Origin of the sequence: Mesorhizobium sp. B283B1A, from assembly GCF_020165735.1 — a bacterium.
Lineage (GTDB): Bacteria > Pseudomonadota > Alphaproteobacteria > Rhizobiales > Rhizobiaceae > Mesorhizobium > Mesorhizobium opportunistum.
Window position 1 is genome coordinate 18,000 of sequence record NZ_JAIUIQ010000028.1, and the last position, 24,786, is coordinate 42,785.

The following is a 24,786-nucleotide window of genomic DNA, read 5'->3' on the forward strand; positions in this document are numbered from 1 at the left end:
TCAGGTGCTCCGGCGCGCACGGATGATGTGGCCGCCGGAGTTGGCTGTCCTTTCCATCGGAGTTCCGGAAAGGCGAGCGGCGATATCGCTGCTCTCGAGATCCTCGGTCTCGTCGAAGCCGAGGCCGCGGAGAGATTGTGCCAGTTCACCGGGAACGAAGAAGCTGATCCATGGCTCCCCAACAGCGGCAACGCGTGCCGCGTGGAAAGCCAGGGCAGCCTGGCCCGCCGCATCGCGGTTCTCGGCCGGTTCGCTGTAGTCGAACACCACCTCCGAGCCAGGAATACCGGCTATCCAGGACAGCGTCTTGAAGATCGCTTCCTTCGTCAGGTAGGGGACGACCCCCAACCAGATGAAGAAGCTCGGTTCGGTCGACTGCAAACCGGCCGCGGCCAATTCCGCTGACAGGCTCTGCCGCTCGAAATCGACCGGCACGAATGTTGTGGCGGATGGTTCGGCAAGACCAGCATTGGCAATGCATTTGCGTTTCCAGGCCTGCGTCGCCGGGTGGTCGACTTCGAACACGCTGAGATCCGGATACGGATTGCGCAGCGAAAACGTGTCGAGGCCGGCGCCAAGCACGACAAGTTGCCGAACGCCGCGACGAACCGCCGCCGCCAGCCAGTCCTCGGCGAACCGGGCGCGCGCGCTCACGAACAGGCGCATGCGCCGGCGGCGCTCGTCTTCCTGCTCAAGCTCCTGTGCCGTGGGAGCCGCTTCACCCAGTATCGCGATCGCGTAGGGATCGCGAAACAGCCCCGCCTGCGGTGAAAACTGATGGAGGGCCCTCATGCGTGCGACGCCAAGGGCGGTTCGGCTGGGTGTAGCGTCTTCCATGCTAATGATTCCAGTTGGTGTCGTGCCTTTTCGCAAGGCTCTGCGACATCTGTAGCGACGTTTCCTGACGGTTGCGCCAATTGCCGCTCTTTACCTGACGCGGCACTGCCTCTAAAACCCGCCCGCTGCCGGTTGTCCATGTGATTTGGCGCATCCGGCTTTACCCACGACCACCCGCGCTCGTTTGCGGGACTGGATAGGAGATACCCATGCTGAATTCCGTTTCCCTGACATTTCCCGATGGCTCCGTCCGCGACTACGACGCGGCGATGACCGGTGCGGGCCTTGCCGAATCGATCTCGAAGTCGCTGGCCAAGAAGGCCGTCGCCTACGCCATCGACGGCACTGTGCGCGACCTCAGCGATCCGCTCGGCAAGTCCGGCAAGGTTGAGATCATCACTCGCGAGGATCCGCGCGCGCTGGAATTGATCCGCCATGACACCGCCCACGTGCTGGCGGAAGCCGTGCAGGAATTGTGGCCGGGGACGCAGGTGACGATCGGGCCGGTGATCGAGAACGGATTCTATTACGACTTCGCCCGCAACGAGCCGTTCACCCCCGACGATTTCCCGGTGATCGAGAAGAAGATGCGCGAGATCATTGCGCGCAACAAGCCGTTTACCAAGGAAGTCTGGTCGCGCGAGCAGGCGAAAAAAGTGTTTGCCGACAAGGGCGAGCGCTACAAGCTCGAGCTGATCGACGCCATTCCCGAAGACCAGGATCTGAAGATCTACGCGCAGGGCGACTGGTTCGATCTATGCCGCGGTCCGCACATGGCCTCGACCGGCCAGATCGGCAACGCCTTCAAACTGATGAAGGTGGCCGGTGCCTATTGGCGCGGCGACTCGAACAACCCCATGCTGACCCGCATCTACGGCACGGCTTGGGCCGACCAGGCGCAGCTCGATGCCTACCAGACGATGCTGGAGGAAGCCGAGAAGCGCGACCACCGCAAGCTCGGCCGTGAGATGGACCTGTTCCATTTCCAGGAAGAGGGGCCAGGCGTCGTCTTCTGGCACGCCAAGGGCTGGAAGATGTTCCAGAACCTGGTCAACTACATGCGCCGCCGCCTCGACGAGCAGGGCTATCAGGAGGTCAACGCCCCGCAAGTGCTTGACAAGAGCCTGTGGGAGACGTCGGGCCACTGGGGCTGGTATCGCGACGCGATGTTCAAGGTGACGGTCGCCGGTGACGACACCGACGACGACCGCGTCTTCGCGCTGAAGCCGATGAACTGCCCGGGCCACGTGCAGATTTTCAAGCATGGGTTGAAGTCATACCGCGATCTGCCCGTAAAACTTGCGGAATTCGGCAATGTGCATCGCTACGAACCGTCAGGTGCGCTGCACGGGCTGATGCGCGTGCGCGGCTTCACGCAGGACGATGCGCATATCTTCTGCACCGAGGAACAGCTCGCGGCGGAATGCCTGCGCATCAACGACCTGATCCTGTCGACCTACGCCGATTTCGGTTTTGAAGAGGTCAGCGTGAAGCTGTCGACGCGGCCAGACAAGCGCGTCGGAACGGATGAGGCCTGGGATCATGCCGAGGCGATCATGGGCAATGTTCTGGAGACGATCAGGACGCGCTCCGGCAACCGCATCAAGACCTCGATCAATCCGGGCGAGGGTGCCTTCTACGGGCCGAAGTTCGAATATGTGCTCAAGGATGCCATCGGCCGCGAATGGCAGTGCGGCACCACGCAGGTCGACTTCAACCTGCCGGAGCGTTTCGGCGCCTTCTATATCGGCTCGGATTCCGAGAAGAAGCAGCCCGTCATGGTGCACCGTGCGATCTGCGGTTCGATGGAGCGTTTTCTCGGCATCCTGATCGAGAACTACTCCGGCCATTTCCCGCTGTGGTTCGCGCCGCTGCAGGTGGTGGTGGCGACGATCACGTCGGAGGCGGACGGCTATGCGACCGAAGTGGTGGCAAAGCTGAAGGCGGCCGGACTTCTGGCGGAGGCCGACCTGCGCAACGAGAAGATCAACTACAAGGTCCGCGAACATTCGCTGGCCAAGGTCCCGGTCATTCTCGTCTGCGGCAAGCGCGAGGCGGAGGAACAGACGGTCAATATCCGCCGGCTCGGCTCGCGCGACCAGCAATCGCTTGGCCTTGCCGAGGCGATCGCACAGCTGGCCGAGGAAGCGATCACGCCCGATCGCCGCCGCAAGCGCGCGGCCTGATCTGAACAGTCTTTCCGGTCATGGCGGTGGAGCGATCCACCGCCATTTTCATATCCCTGTCACGGCGACCCTGTAACGAGCCCCCATGCTCAAGCTGAAATTGCGCGAACGGCCCTTTCCCGAACTTTCCTACGCCAACCCGCGCCAGCCGGCGCTGGCGCGTTGGTTCATTCATTCGGTCGAAGGCCTGTCGGGCCGCGATCGTTTCGCGGCCCTCTATGATTTCTGGCGCCGCCAGGTGGTGCCAAGCGGCGAGCGGGTGTTCAGCCGCATGCTGGAACTGATCGAAGTCGGTGTGCGGACCGCCGATCAATGGCCGCCGGCGCAATTGCCCGACACACCGCTCGTGATCGTCGCCAACCATCCGTTCGGCATCGGCGACGGCATTGCCGTGCTGTCGCTGGCCGAGCAGTTGGGGCGGCCGTTCCGGGTGATGATCCACAAGGATTTGCTCAAGATCCGCGAGATGGAGCCTTATTCGCTGCCGATCGACTTTTCCGAAACCAAGGACGCGCTGAAGAACAACATGGCCGTGCGCCATGAGGCAGTGCGGCTGCTCAGGGAAGGCGTCACCATCGTGGTGTTTCCGGCCGGCGGCGTCGCCACGGCGCCAAAGGGGTTTGGCCGGGCGCGCGACCTGCCGTGGAAGATGTTTCCGGCGCGTCTCATTCAGGAGGCGAAAGCGTCGGTCATTCCAATGCATTTTTCCGGGCAGAACGGCAGGCTGTTCCATCTGGTCAGCGGGCCGATGAACATGGCCGAGCGCGATGGCCGTGTGGCCAAATTCGTCGGCAAGGCGTCGCTGACCTTGCGCACGTCGCTGCTGATCCGCGAGTTCGCACGGCTGTCGGGCAAGGCGATCGACGTACGCGTTGGCGATGTGCTGCGCTGGAGCGAGTTGGAGCCTTTGCGCGACCGCAAGCTGCTGCTCGAGCGCCTCTATCGCGGCGTCTTCGACCTGGCGCCGACACAGCCGCGCCGCCGGATTCCGTTCCTGCCGGCGCGAACGAAGCTGGCGGCCTAAGGCTAATCCGCGCCTTCTTCAGGATCCATCGCCGCGGCTTCGGTGGCGAGAACCTCGATCTCCTGGTTCTGACCGGCGACGACCGTGAAATCCTTCTGGTAGATGCGGTCGCGGTTCTTGGCGATGATGGTGTAGTCGCCTTCAGCAAGCACCATCGAGGCGAAGGCGCCGACGGTCTCCTTGATCGGATCGCCAGATTCGTTGAGCAGCGACCACGAGGTGTCGGCGATTGCCTCGCCGCCCGATTCGCGCACCAGCTTCATCGTGATCTCGGCGGCATGGTGCTCGACGGTGGCCTCGGTCAGCTTGCCGGCCTCGACGCGGATGTCGGAGCGGATGACCGCGTTGACCGCGCCGTAGGTCGAGACGACATGGTAGATGCCGGCGTTAAGCCGCACGACGCTGTTGGGCTCGACGTCGGGGATGATCAGCGCACGGTCGCCATTGGCCTCCGCCGTGCCCTCGTAGATCGAAAAGCGCAGCTTTTTCGGGGGAATGCGCACGCCGCCGGAGAGAACCGCGTCAAGCTTCAAGCCGCCGGCGTCGAGCACCAGGCTTTCGCGCTTGGCTTCCTTGCCGACCGTGATGCGCTTGGTGGCGCCGGCCCGGCCGTAGGACGCATGGACCAGATAGCTGCCCGGTTCGAGCTGGAAGACGGCGTTGCCGCCATGCGCGGAAGCGACCATCGGCAATTTGCCGTTGACGGCTTCAGGCTTGAAGACGCGCCAGACCAGACCACGGGTGATGTCGGCGCCTTTGTCGGTCAACTGGGCCGACAGAGTGATCGCGCCACCGCCGCCAAGCGCCAGCGGGGTTTCGCTCTTGGGCGTCGCATAGCTCGAAATTCCGGGAAGTTTCAGGTCGCTGACGCCGTCCTTTTCCTGTGCGGCAACCATGGTGACCGGCAGCAGGAACAGCGCGGCGCAGAGCCGGACCAGGAAAAGACGCAGTCGCCCCTCAAACATGCCTTGCGTTGAAGCCCATGGCGGTGGCAATTTCAAGGCTTAAGAGTCCGATCCACGACTCTTCAGTCCGGCGCTTGCGCGCCTGTGCCCGAGCCGCCCGACTTCCCGATGGTGCGCTTCAGCTCAAAACCGAGTGTCTAGGAGACTTGCGCCCATGGCGTCGCCGATCATCGACTTCCTGCTCACCCGAAATTCAGCGCCGATTCCGGAGCTCAAGGAGCCAGCGCCGAGCGACGCCGATATCGCAACGATGATCGCTGCCGCCACGCGCGTGCCCGATCATGGCCGGCTCGAACCCTGGCGCTTCATCCTCTACCGCGGCGATGTCCGTATCGAGATCGGCAAGAAGTTGGCCGACCTTGCCGAGCAGCGGGAAGGGCCGTTGCCCGAAGGCCGCCGCAACCAGGAACTGGCGCGATTCTCGCGGGCGCCGCTGGTGATCGGCGTGGTATCGGCGCCGAAGGAGAATCCGAAAATCCCGCAATGGGAGATGTTCCTGTCGGGCGGCATGGCGGCGATGAACCTGATGATTGCGGCCAATGCGCTGGGCTATGGCACCAACATGATCAGCAACTGGTATTCCGATGTCCCGGAGGGCAGGGCGATCCTCGGACTGGCGCCGCAGGAGCGTGTCGTCGGCTTCGTCCACATCGGCTCTTATGCCGGCCCGGCGCCGGAGCGGCCTCGGCCCGATCCCGCAAAGCTCTATGCCGATTACTCAGGGCCTTGGGCGGGCTGAATGTTCTACGAGCCATCGAAGGGGCACGGACTGCCGCACGATCCCTCCAAGGCGATCGTGGCGCCGCGCCCGATCGGCTGGATATCGACGCTAAACAAAGCGGGCGAGATCAATCTCGCGCCATACTCTTTCTTCAATGCGTTTTCGACGCGGCCGTTCATCGTCTGGTTTTCCTCGGAGGGAGAGAAGGACAGCGCCTCCTTCGCTCAGGAAACCGGCGAGTTCGTCGCCAATCTCGTCGGCCGCGATCTCGCGGAGAAGATGAATTACACCTCCGTCAACGCGCCGCGCGGCGTCAACGAGTTCGTCTATGCCGACCTTGCAATGGCGCCTTGCCGTCTTGTCGCGCCGCCGCGCGTGGCAGCAGCACCCGCCGCGCTGGAATGCCGGGTGACGGAAGTCTTTCGGCCGCGGGCGCTGGATGGATCGCCGACGAGCGCTGTCGTCGTCGCCGGCGAAGTGGTCGGCGTGCACATCGACGATGCCTTCTTGAAGGACGGCCTGTTCGACATCACCAAGGCCGGCAATGTCGCTCGTCTCGGCTACATGGACTATGCCAGCGTCGACGAAGTCTTTTCGATGCGCCGGCCGCGCTGGGGCCAGGAATAAGAGCCTTCCAACTTGTTTGCTACCGCGCCTTGCCGGCATTCGTTCGCCGCCTGGCCGTCATGACAGCCCGCACATAACCGGGCTCTCCGATGCGAATGCTTCCGTCGGGGAGGCCAAGTATGCGGTCCAGGGCGATCTCGTAGAGCCTGACGCGTTTCTCCAGGGTTTCGATCGCGATATCCATGTCGGCGTCGCTGCCGCCGGCGAATGCCTTGGCGACCACGTCATGCGTGGCCATGCCGAACTGCATGACGATGTCGGCGACCCCTTCCGGATCGAAGGTCCTGAAGGTGCCGACTTCGACACCTTGCCGGATGATCCTGACCAGCAGGGGCGAAAACGACGCGCTGGCGGCCAGATTGATGCGGTCGTAGCGTACAGGCGAAAACGCCTACCACTCGCGGTCCGCCATCGCGGCGGCTTTCTTGGTCGCGAGCGCGCGAAAAGCGATTTCCCTTCATTTGAACACAGGCTAAGAGAACGGCTTCGGCGATGCGTTGGGGTTGGCGCATCGACCTTGGGGATAGTGCGGGGCACCGGCAACATGAAGAAGCGAGACACGCTGGGGACCCGGCTGCGCTACGGGTTTGACAAGAGCATGGCCGCAGGACCGATCGCGCTGATCGGTTGGCTCGCAGTCGTTTCCCTGCTGATCATCATCGCCGCCGCAGCTTTGCTTGCGGTGACCCGCATCGCACCGGAGGGCGGCGAGCCGCTGAACTTTTTCGAAGCGTTCTGGGAATCGCTGATGCGCACACTCGATTCCGGCACGATGGGCGGTGATAGCGGCTGGGCTTTCCGTCTCGTCATGCTGGTCGTCACGCTAGCCGGCATCTTTGTCGTGTCGGCCCTCATCGGCGTGCTCAGCGCCGGCGTCGACGGCAAGCTCGATGAATTGCGCAAGGGCCGTTCGCGCGTGCTGGAGGCCGATCACACCATTATCCTCAACTGGTCGCCGTCGATCTTCGACGTCATCTCCGAACTGGTCATTGCCAATGCCAGCCGGCGCCGTCCACGCATCGTCGTCATGGCCAATATGGACAAGGTCGCGATGGAGGACGAAATCGCGGTCAAGGTCGGCAAACTGGGCAACACGCGCATCATCTGCCGCAGCGGCGATCCGACCGATCTCTACGACCTGGCCATCGTCAACCCGCAGACCTCGCGGTCGGTCATCGTGCTGTCGCCGGAAGGCGATGATCCGGATTCGCAAGTCATCAAGACGGTGCTGGCGCTGGTCAACGACCCGAACCGCCGCACCGACCCCTACAACATCGCCGCCGAGATCCGCGATGGCAAGAACGCCGAGGTCGCCCGCGTCGTCGGCGGAGCCGAGGTGCAACTCGTGCTGGCCGACCAGCTGATCTCACGCATCGTCGTGCATTCAAGCCGGCAATCGGGTCTCAGCGGCGTCTATTCGGAGCTGCTCGATTTCGACGGCTGCGAAATCTACACGACCGGGCAGCCGGAGCTTACCGGCAAGACCTTCGGCGAAGCGGTGATGGCGTATGAGCACTGTGCGCTCATTGGCCTTTGCGACCCGCAGGGGCGCGTCGATCTCAACCCGCCGTCGGATCTGGTGATCGGCAAGGACATGCGCGCCATCATCATCGCCGAGGACGATGCCGCGATAAAGCTGGGAGGTACCGGGATCAAGATCGACGCGGCGGCGATCCACGGTCCTCGGCCGATCGAGACGAAGCCGGAGCGCATGCTGATCCTCGGCTGGAACCGGCGCGGTCCGATCATCACCTATGAACTGTCGCGCTACGTCGCGCCTGGTTCGATCCTGACCATCGCCGCCGATGCGCCCGGGCTCGAGCAGGAAGTTGCCGGACTGACGGTCGCCAGCGGCAATCTGTCGGTCAAGTGCAGCGTCACCGACACCTCGAGCAGCGCAGCACTCGCGAGCTTGGACGTGCCTTCCTACGATCACGTGCTCGTCCTCGGTTACAGCGAAACCATGGCGGCGCAGCCGGCCGACACGCGCACGCTGGTGACGCTGCTGCATCTGCGCAAGATCGCCGATGATGCCGGCCTGCACATCTCCATCGTCAGCGAGATGATCGACGTGCGCAACCGGGAGCTCGCTGCGGTGACCAAGGCCGATGACTTCGTCGTCAGCAACCGGCTGGTCAGCCTGATGCTGGCGCAGGCATCCGAAAACCAACACCTCGCCGCGATCTTCGATGATTTGCTCGACGAGAAGGGCTCCGAAATCTACATGCGCCCGGTCGCGGATTATGTCGCAATCGACCAGCCGCTGACCTTCTGGACGATCGCGGAATCGGCGCGGTTGCGCGGCGAGATTGCCATCGGCTACCGGCGCATCCGCACTGGAGATGCCGACCAGCGAGCGCTGGGTGGCGTCATCGTCAACCCGCTGAAGTCGGAAGCGCTAGCCTACCAGCCGGAGGACCGGATCATCGTGCTGGCGCGGGACTGAGAGCAATTCCAGGAAGACTGTGAAACGGATTAAGCGGAAATCCCTGCCGCCCTTGCGCGTGCCAGAAGCCGTTCGGCCAGCCGCAGGTGCGGGCGGTCGAACATTTTGCCGTCGATGCCGACGACGCCGGGATCTCCCGCCGCCGCGAACGCCTCGACGATTGCCCGGGAGTGTTTCACAGCCTCCGTCGACGGCGTGAAGGCGGCGTTGATGACAGGCACCTGGTCTGGGTGGATCGCCATCTTGCCGGTGAAACCGTCGCGCTCGGCCTCGGCGCATTCCTCGGCGAAGGCCGCCACGTCGCGAAAATTCGGGAAAACCGTGTCGATCGCTGCGACTTCCGCCGCACCGGCGGCGAGGATGGTCATGGTGCGGGCGAAGCGGAATAGATCGGTGTAGCGGCCGCTGTCGTCGCGCGCCGATCGCGCGCCGATCGCCGCCGACAGGTCTTCCGCGCCCCAGGTGAGGCCGGCCAGCCGCGCGCTTGCGCCGGCATAGGTCGCGGCCGCGAGCACACTGGCCGGGGTTTCGGTGATGATCGGCAGGATTTTGATCGCCCCGTCCGCGAGGCCGTTCTCGGCCTCGCGAACCCTGAGCTTTGCCGAGAGCTGCTGCACATCCTGGCCGCTGTTCGACTTGGGCAGCATGATGCCATCCGGCTTCGCCGGCACGAGCGCGGCAAGATCGTCATCCGTCAGCCCGGTCGACAGGTCGTTGATCCTGACATAGATCGCCGAGCTGGTTTGCCCCCGGCGTCCGGCGATGAAGCGTGCCGCGATCGCGCGCGCCGTCGCCTTGTTCTGCGGCGCCACGGAGTCCTCAAGGTCGACGATGACCACATCGGCGCCGACGCCAAAACCCTTTTCCAGCTTCCGTTCGGAATCGCCGGGAACGAACAGCAGCGAACGCATCAGCCCGCCTTCTTCAGCATCATTGCTTGCCTGATACATTTGGCGACAAGGTCACCATGCTGGTTGTAGGCGCGGTGCTCGAATTCGACGATGCCGCGATCGGGCTTCGATTTCGATTCCCGCACCGAGACGACCGTGGTCTCGACGCGGATGGTGTCGCCATGGAAGACCGGGTGCGGAAACACGGTTTCCTTCATGCCGAGATTGGCGACCGTCGTGCCGACCGTGATGTCGTTGACCGAGATGCCGATCATCAGGCCGAGCGTGAACAGTGAGTTGACCAGCGGCTTGCCCCATTCGCTCTTGGCGGCGAAATCGAAGTCGATGTGCAGCGGCTGCGGGTTCAATGTCATCACCGAAAACAGCATGTTGTCGCTTTCGGTGATGGTCTTGCGCAGCGTGTGCTGGAAGACGTGGCCGACGACGAACTCCTGGAGATAAAGCCCGGCCATTTTCTGTCTCCTTCGCTGCTGACGGTTGATAAGCGCTGCAAATCGGCCCCGCAAGCCAGTTAATGAACATGGTGAACCGTTCGTAAACCATTTGTGCCTACGGTCATGACCGGGGCCAGAAACCTTCTGGCTAGGGGCGTAAGCAGACGGCATGGTTGTTGTTTCGCATTTCCTGAAGTGGATCTACACGGCCAGGGTGTCCGAGCGGGCCGCCGCGGCAAGCGCGCTGGCCCGTGCCTATATCAATTCCGAATTGCCGTTCGAGGACCGCTGCGCCGCCGAGGCCGCGCTGACGCTGCTGCTCGACGATGCCTCATCGAAGGTGCGGCTGGCGATGGCGGAGGCGCTGTCGATGAGCCATCACGCGCCGCTGCAGATTATCAGCGCACTGGCCTCCGACCAGCCGGAGGTTGCCGGCGTGGTGCTGGCACGCTCACCGCTGCTCACCGACGCCGACCTGATCAACCGCGTGGCGGCAAGCCAGAAGGCAACACAGACGCTGATTGCCGATCGGCCGCTGGTCTCAATGGCGCTGTCGGCGGCCATCGCCGAGATTGGCGAGGCGGAAGCCTGCGCTGTGCTGCTGGCCAACAGCGGCGCCGATATAGCGTCGCTCAGTTTCCGCCGCATGGCTGAGCGCCATGGGCATCTGCCCCTGGTGCGCGAGGCGCTGATATCGGATATCCGCCTGCCTGCCGACTGCCGGCACATGCTGCTCATCAAGCTCGGCGAGACATTGAAAACATCACCGCTGGTCATGGCGCTGATGGGCGCCGCACGTGCCGAACGCGTCATGCGCGACGCTTGCATCAAGGCCTCGGTGACGTTGATAGAAGGCACGCGCCAGGAAGAACACGCAGCACTCATCGAGCATTTGCGCCTGCGCGGCGATCTCACCGCAAGCTTCCTCATCCGCACCATCGCGCACGGTAAGGTGGATTTCTTCGGCTCCACGCTGGTCGCGCTCAGCCAACAGTCCGAACAAAGGGTGAGAGCGCTGCTCGCCGGCGGGCACGATGTCGCCCTGCAGGCGCTGTTCCGCAGCGCTGGCCTCGCCGCCGCCACGCATACGATCATCCTGCGGGCGCTGAAAATCTGGCGGGAGGTCGCCAATGGCAAGCGCGTCGCCGGCGTCCAGGAGGTCAGCTGGCTGATGCTCAAGGAATTGGGCGGCCAATCCGCGGATGGCGACCTCGCCATCCTGGTCAAGTCGATCCATCTCAATGCGCTGCGCGAGAACGCGCGCGGTCATGCGCTGGCGATCGCCGCGGCCTGAAGTCGGCGCATTCGGCCACTTAGCTTCGATCCCTGGCGAAAAAATCCGGGAAATCCTCCATTGCCGCGGCGATGATGCGCAGTGACGCCGCGATCTGCAGCATGTCGCCGGTGGCGTTTTTCTGGGCGATGGCCGCCGCATATTGGCGGGCGACGGCGATGGTCGCCGTCTGCGGATCGCCTGGGGCGCGGAAGAGCAGTTCGCGTGCCAAGCCTCTCAGGAAGTTGGCGATCGAGAGCGCGGTTTCGGGCGCAATGGCATGGTTTTGGCTCGTAGCGCGCAGCCTCAGGATCTCGAGGCCGACCGTGACGGCGACGACGCCGCCACCCAGAACGGCATCGCCCTTCCTGCCCGAATTCTGCACCAGCGGCATCAACTGGTTGATGCGGTCATAGGCGAGGCTTTCGAAAGCCGAACGCCTCGGCACACGCTCGTGCAGGCAAAGCCGCGCCAGATCCTCGCGCATGGCGCGCACGATGCGGTTGGCCGCGAGCCACGGATCGGCGGGCAGCACGACGAGGAAGACGCCGATCGCCAGCAGGATGCCGACCAGCACCGACGCCGAGCCGGCGAAGAACGGGCCGGGATCATAGGTCATCGCCTGATGCGGACTGAGGAAGGCGAGGAAGTTGATGGCGAAGGCCGTGGCTACGCCGACATAGCGCGGATTGGCCATGCCCAGCGCCGTCGGCACCAGGATTGGCACGACAAACAGCACGAACCAGCCGAAGCCGGGCAGGGCAGGCAGTGCGATCTGGCCGACGAGAAAGGCAAAAGGCAAAGCCAACAGCGTTCCCTTGAAGAAACCCCAGGATACCTGCACGGGATCAGGGCGGGCAGCAAACAGGCTCGACACGACGGCAACGAGAATGACGGTGCCGGCCGCTTCCGACCATTTCGTCGTCAGCCAGAAGGCCGCGACCAGCAGTGTCGCAAGGGCCGCGCGCACGGCGTTGCGCGCCGCGCCGGGATAATCGCGGTGTACCACGAGGGCTGGCTGCTGGCTGGCGGGACCTGGGCGACGCGTGACCGGCGCGCGCAAGGCATCGAGCCCGCGCAGCACCTGCTTCAGCGCCTCGGCGAAATCGGCGGCGATGGTGAGGCGGGTGATGGTGCCGAGCTTGTCGTCCTGCTGGTCGGCCGGGGCATCGGGCATCCGCCGGGCCCTGGCCGAGATCGCGTCGAGCCGCGCCACCCAAGGCGCGGTGTCATCCAGCGCGCCGGGTTTGGTCGCCAGTTCGCCGACAAGCAGCTGCAACTCCGAGCGCACCGGAATGAGCGCTGCGTTCTTCGGCGCGGCGTGCGAATGCAGCGCACGCGCGGCCGAGAGTGCCGACAGCAATTGCCCGATGGTGCGCCGCACGGGGTGGGCGCGCGGCGCGAAGCTCGCTGCCTCGAGCCTGGCATAGGCGCGCATCTCGCCAAGTGTCTGGGTGTCGGCGACCAGCTTCCTGTGCAGGCCGGAAAGCGTTGCCGGATCGCCGCTGGAGAACGCACCGCCGGCATAGGTCGCAAGATCGATGATGCAGCGCTTCAGCCGCGAGATGATGGCGTCACTGGCCAGCTTGGGCAGGATCAGCCGGCTTGTCAGGCCGGCGCAGACAATGCCGAGCACGATTTCGGCACAACGCGCGACCGCGAGGTCCACGACCAGATGCGGCTGCCCGAAAGCGGGCAGGCCGATGATCATCGCCGTATAGCCGGCAAGTGCCGCACCATAGGCTTCGGGATTGCGCAGCAGCGACGAGACGAAGGTGCAGATGCCGATCCAGACCGCGAGCGCTGTCACCAGCAACCAGGGGCCGGTGCCGAACGCCGTGGTGATGCCGATCGCCGCGACGCCGCCCACAAGCGTGCCGAGCAGCCTGTAAAAGCCCTTTGCCAGCACCATGCCGGCGACCGGCTGGGCAACGATGAACACCGTCATCATCGCCCATTGCGGGTGGTCGAGCTTCAGCGCATAGGCGACCAGAAGCGCGATCAGGCCGGCCGACACGGTGCGCAGGGCGAAAATCCAGTCCGAACGCGTCGGCTGCGTCAGCCCGGCCAGATTGGTGTCGAAATAGTCCTTCAGCCGCGCCCAGATCACATGCTGGTCTCCGTACCTGCACGGACAAGGTAGAGCAGTGGGCGGCTAGATATCCAGCACTTCCGCCTCGGCAAATTCGGCACGTTCTTGGATGAAGCGGAAGCGGGCCTCGGGCTTGGTGCCCATCAATGCGTCGACCGCGTCCTTGGTCGCGGCTTCGGCGTCAATGACGTCGACCCGCAGAAGCGTCCGCTTTTTCGGGTCCATCGTCGTCTCCTTGAGCTGCGCGGCCATCATCTCGCCCAGGCCCTTGAAGCGGCCAAGCTCGACCTTGCCGCGCCCGGTGAATTCGGTGCGCAGCAGTTCGTCCTTGTGGGCGTCGTCGCGGGCGTAGGCGACCTTGCCGCCTTGCCTGATCGAGTACAGCGGCGGCACCGCCAGATAGAGGTGTCCACCGCGCACCAGCGCCGGCATCTCCTGGTAGAAGAAGGTGATCAGCAGCGAGGCGATGTGGGCGCCGTCGACGTCGGCGTCGGTCATGATGATGACGCGGTCGTAGCGCAAATCCTCATCGCGGTACTTCGATCGCGTGCCGCAGCCGAGCGCCTGGATCAGGTCCGATATCTGCTGGTTGGCGGCCAGCTTGTCATTGCCGGCGCTGGCGACGTTGAGGATTTTGCCGCGCAGCGGCAGCACCGCCTGGCTGGCGCGGTCGCGTGCCTGCTTGGCCGAGCCGCCGGCCGAGTCACCTTCGACGATGAAGAGTTCGGCACCGGCGGCGGCGTTCTGGGTGCAGTCGGCCAGCTTGCCTGGCAGGCGCAGCTTGCGCACCGCGCTCTTGCGCGACACTTCCTTTTCCTGGCGCCGGCGCACCCGTTCGTCGGCGCGCGCGATCACCCATTCGAGCAGCTTGGAGGCTTCCTGCGGATTGTCGGCCAGCCAATGGTCGAATGGATCGCGGATCGCGGTCTCGACAATACGAATGGCCTCGATTGTCGCCAGCCTGTCCTTGGTCTGGCCGACGAATTCCGGCTCGCGGATGAACACCGACAGCATGCCCGCCGCCGAAATCATGACGTCTTCCGAGGTGACGATCGAGGCGCGCTTGTTGCCGACGAGCTCGGCATAGGCGCGCAGGCCCCGCGTCAGCACATTGCGGAAACCGGCCTCGTGCGTGCCGCCTTCACCGGTCGGGATGGTATTGCAGTAAGAATTGACGAAGCCGTCGCCGCCGAACCAGGTCACCGCCCATTCGAGCGAGCCATGGCCGCCTTGCTTGTCGCTCTTACCGGCGAAGATTTCACGCGTCACCTGGAAATCGTCGCCCAGCGATGCCTTGAGATAGTCCTTCAAACCACCGGGAAAATGAAATTCCGCCTTGGCCGGCGTCTGGTCCTTTTCCTTGATCAGCGACGGATCGCAGGTCCAGCGGATCTCGACACCACCGAAAAGATAGGCCTTCGAACGCGTCATGCGGTAAAGCCGCGCCGGCTCGAACGCGGCGCCCTTGCCGAAGATCTGCTCGTCGGGGTGGAAGCGGATCTTGGTGCCGCGCCGGTTGTGGACTTCGCCAAGATGCTCGAGGCCGCTGACCGGGACGCCGCGCGAGAATCTCTGCCGATAAAGCTGGCGGCCACGCGCGACTTCGACCTCGAGATGGTCCGACAGCGCGTTGACCACGGACACGCCGACGCCGTGCAGGCCGCCTGAAGTCTCGTAGACCTTGGAATCGAACTTGCCGCCCGAATGCAGCGTCGTCATGATCACTTCGAGCGCCGGCTTCTTGAACTTCGGGTGTGGATCGACCGGAATGCCGCGGCCATTGTCGGTGACGGAGAGATAGCCGTCGGCCGAAAGCTCGACATCGATAAAGGTGGCGTGGCCGGCAACCGCTTCGTCCATCGAATTGTCGATGACCTCGGCGAACAGATGGTGCATCGCCTTGTCGTCGGTGCCGCCGATATACATGCCCGGCCGGCGCCGCACCGGCTCCAGGCCTTCGAGCACCTCGATGTCGGCGGCGCTGTAGCCCTCCGAACCGTCGCGGCTTGCCGCCGGACGCTTGGCCGCCGCCTGCACCAGCGGATCCGCCGGGCGCGCGGGTGTGCGAACCGGCTGCGGTTGCTTGTCCAGATCGCCGAAAAGGTCGTTGTTGTCGTCCATGCCTGCCATAGGTCCGGTGCTGCGAATCACCCGCCGATACTGCCACGCTTTTCAGCGCCAAGCGACGGAGGTTCCTGTTACGTTCGGGGATCCGGCCCGTCTTATCCTAAAACCATTCGATAACCAAGCGGGCGGAAATAGGTCGAATGCCGTCGTTCTGCGTTCCTGATTCTTTAACAATGCCACGTAGCGTGAGCCCAACATAACAAGAAACTACGGGCATCAGGGGTTTGGGCGTGAGGGGCAAGGCCATAACGATGATCGGTATCGCCGCCGTTTTCGGCGCGATCTCGATCTTTGCCGCGGATTTCTGGGTCAAAAGCCAGGCCGATGCCCAGGAGAAGACAGCCTCGATCGTCGCGCCGGCCCCGCCCAAGATCGAATTCAAGACCATCGTGGTGGCCAACGCTCCGTTGCGCTACGGCATGGAACTCGACCGCACGAAGCTCATCGAAATTCCCTGGCCGCAGGATTCGCTGCCGCAAGGCGCCTTTGCCACGATCGATGGGCTGCTCGGCGAAGGCGGCCGCGTCGTGCTGTCGCCGATCGAGGTCAACGAGCCGGTGCTGCTGACCAAGCTATCGGGGCCGAACGGCCGCGCGACGCTTTCCAACATGCTGACGCCCGGGATGCGGGCGGTCACCATCCGCACCGATGAGATCGCCGGTGTCGGCGGCTTCGTCACGCCGGGCGACCGCGTCGATGTCGTGCTGACGCGCGATGCCGGTGAAATCCAGGAGGTCGCCAAGAACGCGCAAGGGGCGGCCGGTTCGACCATCACTTCCGAAATCGTCGTCGCCGACGCCAAGGTGCTGAGCGTCGGCCAGGGCGCCGACGAGCGCCAGACAGCGCCGCAGATCGCCAATTCCGTGACTCTCGAGGTGACGACCGAGGGCGCCCAGAAAGTGGCGCTTGCCCGCACCGTCGGCACGCTGTCTCTGTCGCTTCGCTCGGCCAGCGAAGGCGGCGACGGCAAGAACGGCGTCACCACCATCTCCTCCTTTGGCGGATCGGTGGCGTCCAAGGCGCAGGCCACGGCCGGCTCGTTATTCGATGCCATGACCAAGGAGCCGGAGAAGCCGAAATTCAAGACGGTCATCGTGACGCGTGGCACGAAGGCCGAGGAATACCAGGTTCCGGCGCGGGACCAGAAGTAAAAGGCCGGTGGGGACCGGGTGGGACGGGACAATGCTGATGCGTACCCTATATGGAATGACGGGCCGGACGTGCTTCGTGCGCGCCCTGGCGATGGCGGTTTCGCTGGCCGCGGGCGCGATGCTCGCCTTCGCCAGCGCGGCCAGGGCGGACAATGACATCGTCTATGTCTCGGCGACCAAGAATGCGTCGATCAAAGTCGCCAAGGGCAAGCCCAAGACGATCATCACGAGCGCGGCTTTCTACCAGATCGTCATCGGCGATCCCGAGATCGCCAACGTCAATCCGCTGACCGATAAATCCTTCTATGTGCTGGGCAACAATCTCGGTACCACCGGCATCGCGCTGTTCGACGACAAAAAGCAGCTTGTCGGGACCGTCGACATCGAGGTGACGCTCGACACCGACGAACTGGCGAACACCATCCGCGCCAGCGTGCCGGACGCCAAGATCAAGGTCGGCTCGGCCAATGGCCGCGTGGTGCTGTCGGGCGAGGCGGACGATGCTGTCGCCGCCGAGAAGGCAAACAAGATCGCCACCCGCTTTTCCGGCAACGAGGAGGTGATCAACTCGGTCAACATCTCGTCGTCGCAGCAAGTCCAGCTCAATGTCCGCTTCGTCGAGATCAACCGCCAGGCGGGTCAGGATCTGGGTGCAAAATACAGCGCCAATTTCGCCTACGGCTTCGGCGGACGCGATGTTTCGCTCGATCCCGGCACGGTGCCGGCGGCGGGAACCGGTGAAATCATCGGCCGGCTACTATCCAATGGCGTCTCCATCGATATCGCCATCAAGGCGCTGGAAGAGCGCGGCCTTGCCCGGCGGCTGGCGGAACCGAACCTCATCGCCCGTTCCGGCGAGACGGCGAGCTTCCTGGCCGGCGGCGAATTCCCGATTCCGGTTTCGGAGGACAATGGCAAGATCTCCGTCAGTTACAAGAAATACGGCGTCAGCCTGGATTTCAAGCCGACCGTGCTCAAGGACGGATTGGTCAGCCTGGACATCGCGCCGGAAGTCTCTTCGATCGACGCGTCGGCGTCCTACAACATCGGCAACATTTCGGTGCCGGGTTTCATTGTGCGCCGTGCCAGGACGTCGGTCGACCTGAAGAACGGCCAGAGCTTCATGATCGCGGGGCTGCTGCAGTCGCAGAACGACATCACCACTTCGCGCATTCCCGGTCTCGGCAAGATGCCGGTGCTTGGAGCGCTGTTCTCGTCGAAATCCTACCAGCGGCGCGAGACCGATCTGGTCATCATCGTCACGCCCTATCTGGTCAAGCCGGTCGATCCGTCGAAGAAAATGGCCGTGCCGACCGACGGCACGCAACCGGCCAGCAACGCCGACTACTTCCTCAACAACACGGAGGAAGTGAAAGGGTCGGATACCAACCGCGCCCTGGCTATGGCTGACGGCGGCGCCGCACGGGCCGCTCCCGCCACCACGGTCGGGCATTTCCTCGACCTGCCGAAGGACTGAAGCCATGCGTCTGATCCTGAGATCGAGCGTCGCCTTGCTGCTTGCCGGTTTCGCCGGCGGCTGCACCAGTGACGACTATGTGCGCAGCGAAGGCGTGACGTCAGGCGCCGGCGACGCCCAGGCCGCCAACACCGTCATGCAGATGGTCGACCCGTGGAAGTACGGTGTCCAGAACACCAGGCTTCTGGTGCCTGCGAAGCGTGGCGATGCCGCACCCGTCACGCCCGATCAGGCGGCGGGCGCGAAGGCAGCGCAAACAAGCACAAGCGACTGAATAAAAAGACAATCGACCAAGGCGATCGACCTACAGGCGGCAAGAATGGCAAACGGCATCAAGACCAAGAAGATCCTGCTCGTTTCGACGGACAGGACCTTCGTGCAGGACACGCGGACCGCGTTCGCCGCTTCCGAGATCATCCAGCTCTCGACGGTGGACAAGAGTGTCACCGAACTGCGCGGCGAGGTCCAGGAGACCGACTTCGGCGTCATCATCGTCGACATGGACGCGGCGAGGCTGGAGGAGGTCGAGTCGCTGCAGCGCATCATGCGCCGGCTGGAAGGCAAGGCGCCGGTGGTCGTGGTCACCCAGGAGTTCAACGCCGCCGCCGTGCGCATCCTGGTGCAGCTCAAGGTCGCCGACTTCCTGGTCAAGCCGATCACCACCGCCGACCTGGTGCGCTCGGTCGTGCGTGCCCTGCAAGGGCCGGGGCGCGAGGAGAACACCGAGTCGCAGATTTACACTTTCATGCCGGCCGCGGGCGGCGTCGGCACCACGACGCTGGCGCTGCAGACGGCTTTCCAGCTGCATCACTCGGTGACGCGCGGTGCCTCGACCTGCGTGGTCGACCTCAATTTCCAGCAAGGCGCCTGCGCCGAATATCTCGACCTCGAGCCGCGTTTCGACATCACCGAGATCGAGAACCAGCCCGAACGCCTCGACCGGCAACTGCTCGACGTGATGCTGTCGAAGCATGCGAGCGGGCTTTGCGTGCTGGCGGCGCCGACGCATCCCTCGGAAATGCGCTCATTCAAGACCGATGTCGTGGTGCGCATGCTCGATCTCGTGTCGGCCTACTTCGACAATGTCGTCATCGACATGCCGCGGACCTGGTTCCCCTGGACGGAAACCGTGCTGCTTGGCTCCAACAAGCTCTACATCGTCGCCGAGATGACGGTGCCATGCCTGCGCCACACACAAAGGCTGATCCAGGCGGTCTACGAGACGGTGGGCAAGGAAGTGAAGCCGAACGTCATCGTCAACCGTTTCGAGCAGAAGATGTTCGACAACGGCATCAAGCAGGCGGACGTCCAGGAAATCCTGGGCGAGCATTTCGTCGGCGGCATCGCCAACAACTACCGGCTGGTGCGCGAGGCGGTCGACCGCGGCGTACCGCTGCACGAGATCGATCCGAACGCCAATGTCGTCAACGACCTGAAGCGGATCATCCTTCCGGAAGAGGCTGTCGCGATCGGAGCCAAGTCGAAATCGCTGTTCGGCTTCGGCAGAGGCCTGTTGAAGAGGAAGGCCGGATGACCAGCCGTTTTTCCACCCTGCAGAACCGCGATGCGCGCCCACAGCGCCCGGCGGAATCAGCCCCGGTCGCGCATCATGCGGTCGTCATCCCGACCAGTCGAAAAGCTTTGCCGGCAAAGCCGGAGACGGCACCTGCAAAGAATGCCAACAAGGTGCTCGACGCCCGCGTGCGCATCCACAGGATGCTGTTGGAGGAGATCAACCTTGTCGCGCTGGAGCGTTTGCCCCGCGACGAGATGCGCCGGCAGGTGCATGATTTCGTTTCGGAAAAAACCCGCCAGGAGCGGATGGCGATCAACACCGCCGAACTCGACGCACTGGTCGACGACATCGTCGACGAGATGGTCGGCCTCGGTCCGCTGGAGCCGCTGCTCAAGGATCCCGACATCAACGATATCCTGATCAACGGCCACCAGAACTGCTTCGTCGAAAAGAAGGGCAAGCTGCAGCAGGTCCACATCCCGTTCAAGGATGAGGCGCATCTCCTGCGGATCATCAACAAAATCGTCGCGGCCGTCGGCCGTCGCGTCGATGAATCGCAGCCGATGGTCGATGCGCGCATGCTGGACGGCTCGCGCTTCAACGCGGCCATCCGCCCGGTTGGTGTCGACGGGCCGCTGGTGTCGATCCGCAAATTCTCCAAGAACAAGCTCGGCCTGCACAAGCTGGTCGAATTCGGCGCCATCACCCAGAACATGGCCGAAGTGCTGGCGGCGGCGGTTCACGCCCGCAAGACGACGATCATTTCGGGCGGCACCGGCACCGGCAAGACGACGATGCTCAACGCGCTGTCGGCCTTCATTCCGGAAGACGAGCGGCTGATCACCATCGAGGACGCGGCCGAACTCCAGCTGCAGCAGCCGCACGTCGCGCGCATGGAGACGCGCCCCGCCAACATCGAGGGCCATGGCGAGTTGAAGCAGCGCGATCTCGTCAAGAACGCGCTGCGCATGCGCCCCGATCGCGTCATCCTCGGCGAGTGCCGCGGCGAGGAAGCCTTCGACATGCTGCAGGCGATGAACACCGGCCATGAAGGGTCGATGGCGACCATCCATGCCAACACGCCGCGCGATGCCATTTCGCGTCTCGAACAGATGCTGGGCATGACCGGCATGCCGATGACGGTGCAGTCGATCCGCAGCCAGATCGCCAGCGCCATCGACCTCATCGTCCAGCTGACCCGGCTTTCCGACGGCAAGCGCAAGGTGACGAGCGTTGCCGAGGTGACGGGCATGGAAGGCGACGTCATCCAGATGCAGGAGATATTCCGCTTCGTGCGCACCGGGATGGACGCCGACGGCAGCATTCTCGGCTATTTCGAGGCGACCGGCATTCGGCCGCGCTTCCTCGAGGATCTGCGCGCGATGGGCATCGAGTTTCCCGGACGATATTTCGAACCCGGCCGGCCGCAGGAGTAGATGGGGTGTTCGACGGACTGAGCGCGATCTATGTCGTCTATGCCGGGGCCGCGCTGACCGGCATCATGATCGCCGAGGCCTGTTATCTTCTCTATGCCGGCCGCAGCGACAAGCGCACCGCCATCAACCGGCGCATGAAGCTGCAGGAAAACAAGATCAGCCAGGAACAGGTGCTGATCCAGCTGCGCAAGGAGCGTGGCCTCGATGCCGGCACCTCGCTGTTCTCGCCGGATCGGTTCCGGGCGCTACGCACGCAGTCAGGCATGATCATGCCGCTGTCGAAATTCCTGATGATCACCTCCGGTGTGGCCATGGCCATGGCGCTGTTCGCCATCTGGTATGGGTTGCCGCTCTTGATGGGGCTTGTCCTGTTCCTCGTTCTGGTGCCGCTGGTGCCGGTGATGGTGATGCGCTTCATGCGCAAGCGCCGGCTCAAGCGTTTCGGCATGCAACTGCCGGAGGCCCTGGAACTGATCACGCGCGGCCTCAAGGCCGGTCATCCGGTGCCGGTGGCCATTGCCATGGTGTCGCGCGAAATGCCCGACCCGATCGGCACCGAATTCGGCGTCATCGCCGATGAGGTGACCTATGGTTCCGATCTGGTCTCGGCATTGAATTCGCTGTTCGACAGGGTCGGCCACGAAGACCTGCCGCTGTTCATGACCGCGGTCTCGATCCAGTCCAGTTCGGGCGGCAATCTGCGCGAGATTCTCGATGGCCTGGCGTTGACGATCCGCGAGCGGGGCAAGCTGCGCCGCAAGGTGCGAGCCATCTCGACCGAGGGCCGCCTGTCGGCCTACATCCTGACGGCGATACCGGCGCTGCTGTTCGCCGGCATCATGGCCATGATGCCGGGCTTCTACCGCGATGTCTGGGACGAGCCTAAAACCTGGTACTTGATCGGCGGGTCGGTCACCTGGCTGATGCTGGGCAATCTGATGATGTTCAAGATGTCGAATTTCAGGTTCTGACATGCGGGGCTTCATCGAATTCCTCGCCTCGCTTGCACCGACCTCATTGATGCCGGTGGCCATCCTGCTCCTGGCGTTGGGCACCGTGGCGGTCGGCTGGCCGATGGTTGCGGCGAAGGGCGACCGCAACGATGTGAAGCGCCGGCTCAAGGTCGACCATGGTCCCGTGGCCGCAAGACCCGAGCCGGTGCAGAAGAAGAACGCCAACGTCGTGCGCGAGAAGGCGGTGAAGCGGGCGCAGGAATTCTATGCCAAGAGCGATCCGGAAAATGTCGCCCGGCTGCGCATGAAGCTGATTCAGGCGGGCTATATGGAGCCGCGCGCCGTCGGCATGTTCTTCATCATCCGCTTCTCGGCGCTGATCGGCGGCGCGATTGGCGCTTTCGTCCTCAACCATTGGCTGGCCAGTGCCGATGCGACGATGACCAGCCGCTGGGCGTTCATCGTCCTGTCGGGTGTGGCCGGCTACTTTCTGCCCGGTCTGGTGCTCTCCCAGAAGACGCGGGAGAAGATGCGCGAATACCGCAATGGTTTTCCCGACTTCATGGACCTGATGATCGTCTGTTCGGATGCCGGCATGAGCATGGAGGCCGGCATCGAGCGCGTCTCGAAGGAACTCGCCAGGACCTATCCGGCGCTCAGCCAGAACCTGCAGCTGGTGTCGCTGGAACTGAGGGCGGGCCGCGGCCTCGACGATGCGCTGAAGGCACTCGCCGACCGCCTCAGCCTGGACGAGGTCCGTTCCTTCGCCACGCTGCTGCAGCAGTCGAAGGAACTCGGCACCAGCCTGTCGGGAGCGCTGCGCGTCTTCTCCGACGAGATGCGTCACAAGCGCATGTCGCTGGCCGAGGAAAAGGCGCATGCCTTGCCGGCCAAGATGTCGATACCGGTGACCGTGTGCATCCTGCCGGTGGTGCTGATGATCGCGATCATTCCGATCATCGTTAAGATGACGGGTACGCATTAGGACCTGTCCTATTCCGAAGGAGCAGGATTTCGAACAGTACTGCATCGGGATCTGCAAAGTCAGCAAATGAGAGTCGACAAATGCAGAGCCGGGGCTGACAACCCATCATCCTGTCCGAACGCGGCCCTGCGATGCGAGGACTCATGCGAATTCTTCTGTGTACTCTCTCTGTCTCTCTCGCTCTCGCCGCCGCCAGCTTTTGGACCGCCCAGGCCGCGGCCGACGATTGCGGCGATGCCGCCGCCCTGGTGCAGCAGGCCTATCCCAAGGCTCGAAAGAGCGCCGACGGCGCCTCGTTCACGCTCGACCCCCATACCAGCATTGTCCTGCTCCCGCAGGATGATACACCGGGCGTGGTCTGCAAGGTCTGGCCCGCTCATGACGATCTGCTGCTGGCCTCCGTGCCGCTGATGGATAGCGCCAAATCCAGCGACGACGAGCATTATGGCGATATCGAGCTTCTGGTCGTCGACAGGAAGACCCTGCAGGTGCGCCAGCGCCTGCTTCAGCCCAGGCTGATGAACGATGATGCTATTGCGATCCGCAAGATCGAATTCGATACTGGCCGCTATGTCCTGGCGCCCGGCGTCACCGCCTTTGGGCTGCGTATCGACATGGCAAATCACTCGCAGCCCAATCCGTTCAGCGAGACCGATCTGCGGCTCTACGCCATTGCCGGTGGCGCCCTTCATGCGGTGCTCGACGGCCTTGTGGTGGCCAACTATGGCGGTGAAGGCGACACCAATTGCGCTGGATCCTTTCATTCGAGCCAGGTCAGCCTGACGATGAGCCCGGCGAGCCACCATGGCTATCACGACATTGTCGTGGTCGAGCGGTCGGATACGGACGACCCATCTGTCGACAAGAATGGCGAGTGCCAGTCCCATCCCGGCAAGCCTGTGAACCGCACCTACCGGCTGCGCTATGACGGCGGCCGCTATCCGGTTCCGGACGAGCTCAAGGCCCTGACGCCGTGAGAATGCACTTGCGTCTGCCGGATGGAGGTGTTGCCGCCCATTGGTTAACGGCTGGTATCCCCGAAACCAAATCTTAGATGCATTTCGGCACCGAAGCTTAACCGCCGTGCTGTAGTGTCCTTGCTGAAGAACGACCCGGCAAATCGGGCGACGGGGCAGGGCATGCGTCAGACAAAATTTGCGGCGGTCGCCACGATGGCGGCTGTCCTGATGATCACCGGGTGCACGACGAACAACAACGTCGACACGACCAAGACCACGGCCATCCAGCCGGCGGCAAAGGCCGTCGACAGCACCGATCTGGCGGAAGGCAAGGCGCAGTTTCGCGATGCCAATTATGGTCTCGCCGAACAGCATTTCCGCAAGGCCGTCGAGCTGAAGGCCGACAATGCCGAGGCCTGGATGGGGCTCGCCGCTTCCTATGACGAACTCGGCCGTTTCGACTTCGCCGACCGCGCCTATGGCCAGCTCCTGAAGGTTGCCGGCCGCAAGCCGCAGATCGTCAACAATATGGGCTATTCGCAACTGTTGCGCGGCAACAAGAGGAAGGCCAGGGCGCTGCTGCTCGAAGCCAAGGCCGGCATGGCCGACCCCACGGTCGTCGACGCCAATCTCGCCTTGCTGAACAAGGGGTGATGTTTCCTGCTC

22 protein-coding genes are annotated in these 24,786 nt (G+C 63.6%); 15 read left to right on the plus strand and 7 right to left on the minus strand.

Going from position 1 to position 24,786, the window contains the following annotated elements; translation table 11 throughout:
- Positions 1 to 873, minus strand: a complete 873-nt coding sequence (locus tag LB577_RS22290) for an SAM-dependent methyltransferase (protein WP_224688418.1) — start codon at positions 871 to 873, stop codon at positions 1 to 3.
- A gap of 173 nt (positions 874 to 1,046) precedes the next feature.
- Here LB577_RS22290 and thrS point away from each other — a divergent pair, with 173 nt between their 5' ends.
- Together thrS and LB577_RS22300 are read left to right on the plus strand one after the other, a co-directional pair.
- A complete protein-coding gene (gene thrS / locus LB577_RS22295; RefSeq protein ID WP_224688420.1) occupies positions 1,047 to 3,023 on the plus strand; it encodes a threonine--tRNA ligase in 1,977 nt (658 codons plus the stop codon).
- Between the two features lie 85 nt (positions 3,024 to 3,108).
- A complete protein-coding gene (locus LB577_RS22300; RefSeq protein ID WP_224688422.1) occupies positions 3,109 to 4,047 on the plus strand; it encodes a lysophospholipid acyltransferase family protein in 939 nt (312 codons plus the stop codon).
- Positions 4,048 to 4,049: 2 nt separating this feature from the next.
- Here LB577_RS22300 and LB577_RS22305 read toward each other — a convergent pair whose 3' ends face one another.
- Complete coding sequence (locus LB577_RS22305; protein ID WP_224688424.1) at positions 4,050 to 5,012, minus strand: hypothetical protein; 963 nt, start codon at positions 5,010 to 5,012, stop codon at positions 4,050 to 4,052.
- A gap of 154 nt (positions 5,013 to 5,166) precedes the next feature.
- Here LB577_RS22305 and LB577_RS22310 point away from each other — a divergent pair, with 154 nt between their 5' ends.
- On the plus strand, positions 5,167 to 5,751 hold the full coding sequence (locus LB577_RS22310; RefSeq protein WP_224688426.1) for a nitroreductase: 585 nt from the start codon (positions 5,167 to 5,169) through the stop codon (positions 5,749 to 5,751).
- Positions 5,752 to 6,360: a flavin reductase family protein gene (locus LB577_RS22315; protein ID WP_224688428.1), complete on the plus strand. Its 609-nt coding sequence runs from the start codon at positions 5,752 to 5,754 to the stop codon at positions 6,358 to 6,360.
- Between the two features lie 19 nt (positions 6,361 to 6,379).
- Here LB577_RS22315 and LB577_RS22320 read toward each other — a convergent pair whose 3' ends face one another.
- A complete protein-coding gene (locus LB577_RS22320; RefSeq protein WP_224688429.1) occupies positions 6,380 to 6,610 on the minus strand; it encodes a hypothetical protein in 231 nt (76 codons plus the stop codon).
- Positions 6,611 to 6,904: 294 nt separating this feature from the next.
- Here LB577_RS22320 and LB577_RS22325 point away from each other — a divergent pair, with 294 nt between their 5' ends.
- Positions 6,905 to 8,806 (plus strand): CASTOR/POLLUX-related putative ion channel, encoded by a 1,902-nt coding sequence (locus LB577_RS22325; RefSeq protein WP_224688432.1) that lies wholly within the window; start codon positions 6,905 to 6,907, stop codon positions 8,804 to 8,806.
- A 29-nt stretch (positions 8,807 to 8,835) separates the two neighbouring features.
- Here LB577_RS22325 and LB577_RS22330 read toward each other — a convergent pair whose 3' ends face one another.
- Positions 8,836 to 9,717 (minus strand): HpcH/HpaI aldolase/citrate lyase family protein, encoded by an 882-nt coding sequence (locus tag LB577_RS22330; protein WP_224688434.1) that lies wholly within the window; start codon positions 9,715 to 9,717, stop codon positions 8,836 to 8,838.
- Entirely contained in the window at positions 9,717 to 10,169 is a 453-nt protein-coding gene (locus LB577_RS22335) for a MaoC family dehydratase (protein ID WP_023778782.1), read from the minus strand. Before LB577_RS22335 ends, LB577_RS22330 begins: the two co-directional genes overlap by 1 nt.
- 151 nt (positions 10,170 to 10,320) lie before the next feature.
- On the opposite strand from LB577_RS22335, the gene LB577_RS22340 reads away from it, so the two are divergent.
- Positions 10,321 to 11,445 carry a DUF2336 domain-containing protein gene (locus tag LB577_RS22340; RefSeq protein ID WP_224688436.1) on the plus strand — a complete coding sequence of 375 codons (1,125 nt, stop codon included), beginning with the start codon at positions 10,321 to 10,323 and terminating at the stop codon, positions 11,443 to 11,445.
- A 19-nt stretch (positions 11,446 to 11,464) separates the two neighbouring features.
- Here LB577_RS22340 and LB577_RS22345 read toward each other — a convergent pair whose 3' ends face one another.
- Together LB577_RS22345 and parE are read right to left on the minus strand one after the other, a co-directional pair.
- Complete coding sequence (locus LB577_RS22345) at positions 11,465 to 13,534, minus strand: FUSC family protein (RefSeq protein WP_224688438.1); 2,070 nt, start codon at positions 13,532 to 13,534, stop codon at positions 11,465 to 11,467.
- A gap of 45 nt (positions 13,535 to 13,579) precedes the next feature.
- A complete protein-coding gene (gene parE / locus LB577_RS22350; RefSeq protein WP_224688440.1) occupies positions 13,580 to 15,637 on the minus strand; it encodes a DNA topoisomerase IV subunit B in 2,058 nt (685 codons plus the stop codon).
- 236 nt (positions 15,638 to 15,873) lie between these two features.
- On the opposite strand from parE, the gene cpaB reads away from it, so the two are divergent.
- The 9 genes from cpaB to LB577_RS22395 all read left to right on the plus strand — a co-directional run bounded on the left by cpaB (position 15,874) and on the right by LB577_RS22395 (position 24,774).
- Positions 15,874 to 16,794, plus strand: a complete 921-nt coding sequence (gene cpaB / locus LB577_RS22355; RefSeq protein ID WP_245272743.1) for a Flp pilus assembly protein CpaB — start codon at positions 15,874 to 15,876, stop codon at positions 16,792 to 16,794.
- Between the two features lie 31 nt (positions 16,795 to 16,825).
- Complete coding sequence (locus LB577_RS22360) at positions 16,826 to 18,271, plus strand: type II and III secretion system protein family protein (protein WP_224688442.1); 1,446 nt, start codon at positions 16,826 to 16,828, stop codon at positions 18,269 to 18,271.
- Positions 18,272 to 18,275: 4 nt separating this feature from the next.
- Complete coding sequence (locus LB577_RS22365) at positions 18,276 to 18,545, plus strand: hypothetical protein (protein WP_224688444.1); 270 nt, start codon at positions 18,276 to 18,278, stop codon at positions 18,543 to 18,545.
- 45 nt (positions 18,546 to 18,590) lie between these two features.
- Positions 18,591 to 19,805, plus strand: coding sequence for a CpaE family protein (locus LB577_RS22370; RefSeq protein ID WP_224688446.1), 1,215 nt, complete (start codon positions 18,591 to 18,593; stop codon positions 19,803 to 19,805).
- Positions 19,802 to 21,223: a CpaF family protein gene (locus LB577_RS22375; RefSeq protein WP_023763600.1), complete on the plus strand. Its 1,422-nt coding sequence runs from the start codon at positions 19,802 to 19,804 to the stop codon at positions 21,221 to 21,223. The genes LB577_RS22370 and LB577_RS22375 overlap by 4 nt, the downstream gene beginning before the upstream one ends.
- Before the next feature lie 5 nt (positions 21,224 to 21,228).
- A complete protein-coding gene (locus LB577_RS22380) occupies positions 21,229 to 22,194 on the plus strand; it encodes a type II secretion system F family protein (protein WP_023778793.1) in 966 nt (321 codons plus the stop codon).
- Position 22,195: 1 nt separating this feature from the next.
- Positions 22,196 to 23,161, plus strand: coding sequence for a type II secretion system F family protein (locus LB577_RS22385; RefSeq protein WP_224688448.1), 966 nt, complete (start codon positions 22,196 to 22,198; stop codon positions 23,159 to 23,161).
- A gap of 143 nt (positions 23,162 to 23,304) precedes the next feature.
- Positions 23,305 to 24,138: a hypothetical protein gene (locus tag LB577_RS22390; RefSeq protein ID WP_224688450.1), complete on the plus strand. Its 834-nt coding sequence runs from the start codon at positions 23,305 to 23,307 to the stop codon at positions 24,136 to 24,138.
- A 162-nt stretch (positions 24,139 to 24,300) separates the two neighbouring features.
- Complete coding sequence (locus LB577_RS22395; RefSeq protein WP_224688452.1) at positions 24,301 to 24,774, plus strand: hypothetical protein; 474 nt, start codon at positions 24,301 to 24,303, stop codon at positions 24,772 to 24,774.
- Positions 24,775 to 24,786: the final 12 nt, after the last annotated feature.

Excerpts from the sequence above, each read along its gene's own strand:
- LB577_RS22305 (WP_224688424.1), bottom strand. The coding sequence starts at position 5,012 with ATGTTTGAGGGGCGACTGCGTCTTTTCCTGGTCCGGCTCTGCGCCGCG.
- LB577_RS22385 (WP_224688448.1), top strand. The coding sequence starts at position 22,196 with ATGCGGGGCTTCATCGAATTCCTCGCCTCGCTTGCACCGACCTCATTG.
- LB577_RS22360 (WP_224688442.1), top strand. The coding sequence starts at position 16,826 with ATGCTGATGCGTACCCTATATGGAATGACGGGCCGGACGTGCTTCGTG.
- LB577_RS22340 (WP_224688436.1), top strand. The coding sequence starts at position 10,321 with ATGGTTGTTGTTTCGCATTTCCTGAAGTGGATCTACACGGCCAGGGTG.
- LB577_RS22310 (WP_224688426.1), top strand. The coding sequence starts at position 5,167 with ATGGCGTCGCCGATCATCGACTTCCTGCTCACCCGAAATTCAGCGCCG.
- LB577_RS22330 (WP_224688434.1), bottom strand. The coding sequence starts at position 9,717 with ATGCGTTCGCTGCTGTTCGTTCCCGGCGATTCCGAACGGAAGCTGGAA.
- LB577_RS22335 (WP_023778782.1), bottom strand. The coding sequence starts at position 10,169 with ATGGCCGGGCTTTATCTCCAGGAGTTCGTCGTCGGCCACGTCTTCCAG.
- thrS (WP_224688420.1), top strand. The coding sequence starts at position 1,047 with ATGCTGAATTCCGTTTCCCTGACATTTCCCGATGGCTCCGTCCGCGAC.
- LB577_RS22370 (WP_224688446.1), top strand. The coding sequence starts at position 18,591 with ATGGCAAACGGCATCAAGACCAAGAAGATCCTGCTCGTTTCGACGGAC.
- LB577_RS22375 (WP_023763600.1), top strand. The coding sequence starts at position 19,802 with ATGACCAGCCGTTTTTCCACCCTGCAGAACCGCGATGCGCGCCCACAG.
- LB577_RS22325 (WP_224688432.1), top strand. The coding sequence starts at position 6,905 with ATGAAGAAGCGAGACACGCTGGGGACCCGGCTGCGCTACGGGTTTGAC.
- parE (WP_224688440.1), bottom strand. The coding sequence starts at position 15,637 with ATGGACGACAACAACGACCTTTTCGGCGATCTGGACAAGCAACCGCAG.
- LB577_RS22315 (WP_224688428.1), top strand. The coding sequence starts at position 5,752 with ATGTTCTACGAGCCATCGAAGGGGCACGGACTGCCGCACGATCCCTCC.
- LB577_RS22365 (WP_224688444.1), top strand. The coding sequence starts at position 18,276 with ATGCGTCTGATCCTGAGATCGAGCGTCGCCTTGCTGCTTGCCGGTTTC.
- LB577_RS22395 (WP_224688452.1), top strand. The coding sequence starts at position 24,301 with ATGCGTCAGACAAAATTTGCGGCGGTCGCCACGATGGCGGCTGTCCTG.
- LB577_RS22300 (WP_224688422.1), top strand. The coding sequence starts at position 3,109 with ATGCTCAAGCTGAAATTGCGCGAACGGCCCTTTCCCGAACTTTCCTAC.
- LB577_RS22390 (WP_224688450.1), top strand. The coding sequence starts at position 23,305 with ATGCGAATTCTTCTGTGTACTCTCTCTGTCTCTCTCGCTCTCGCCGCC.
- LB577_RS22320 (WP_224688429.1), bottom strand. The coding sequence starts at position 6,610 with ATGCAGTTCGGCATGGCCACGCATGACGTGGTCGCCAAGGCATTCGCC.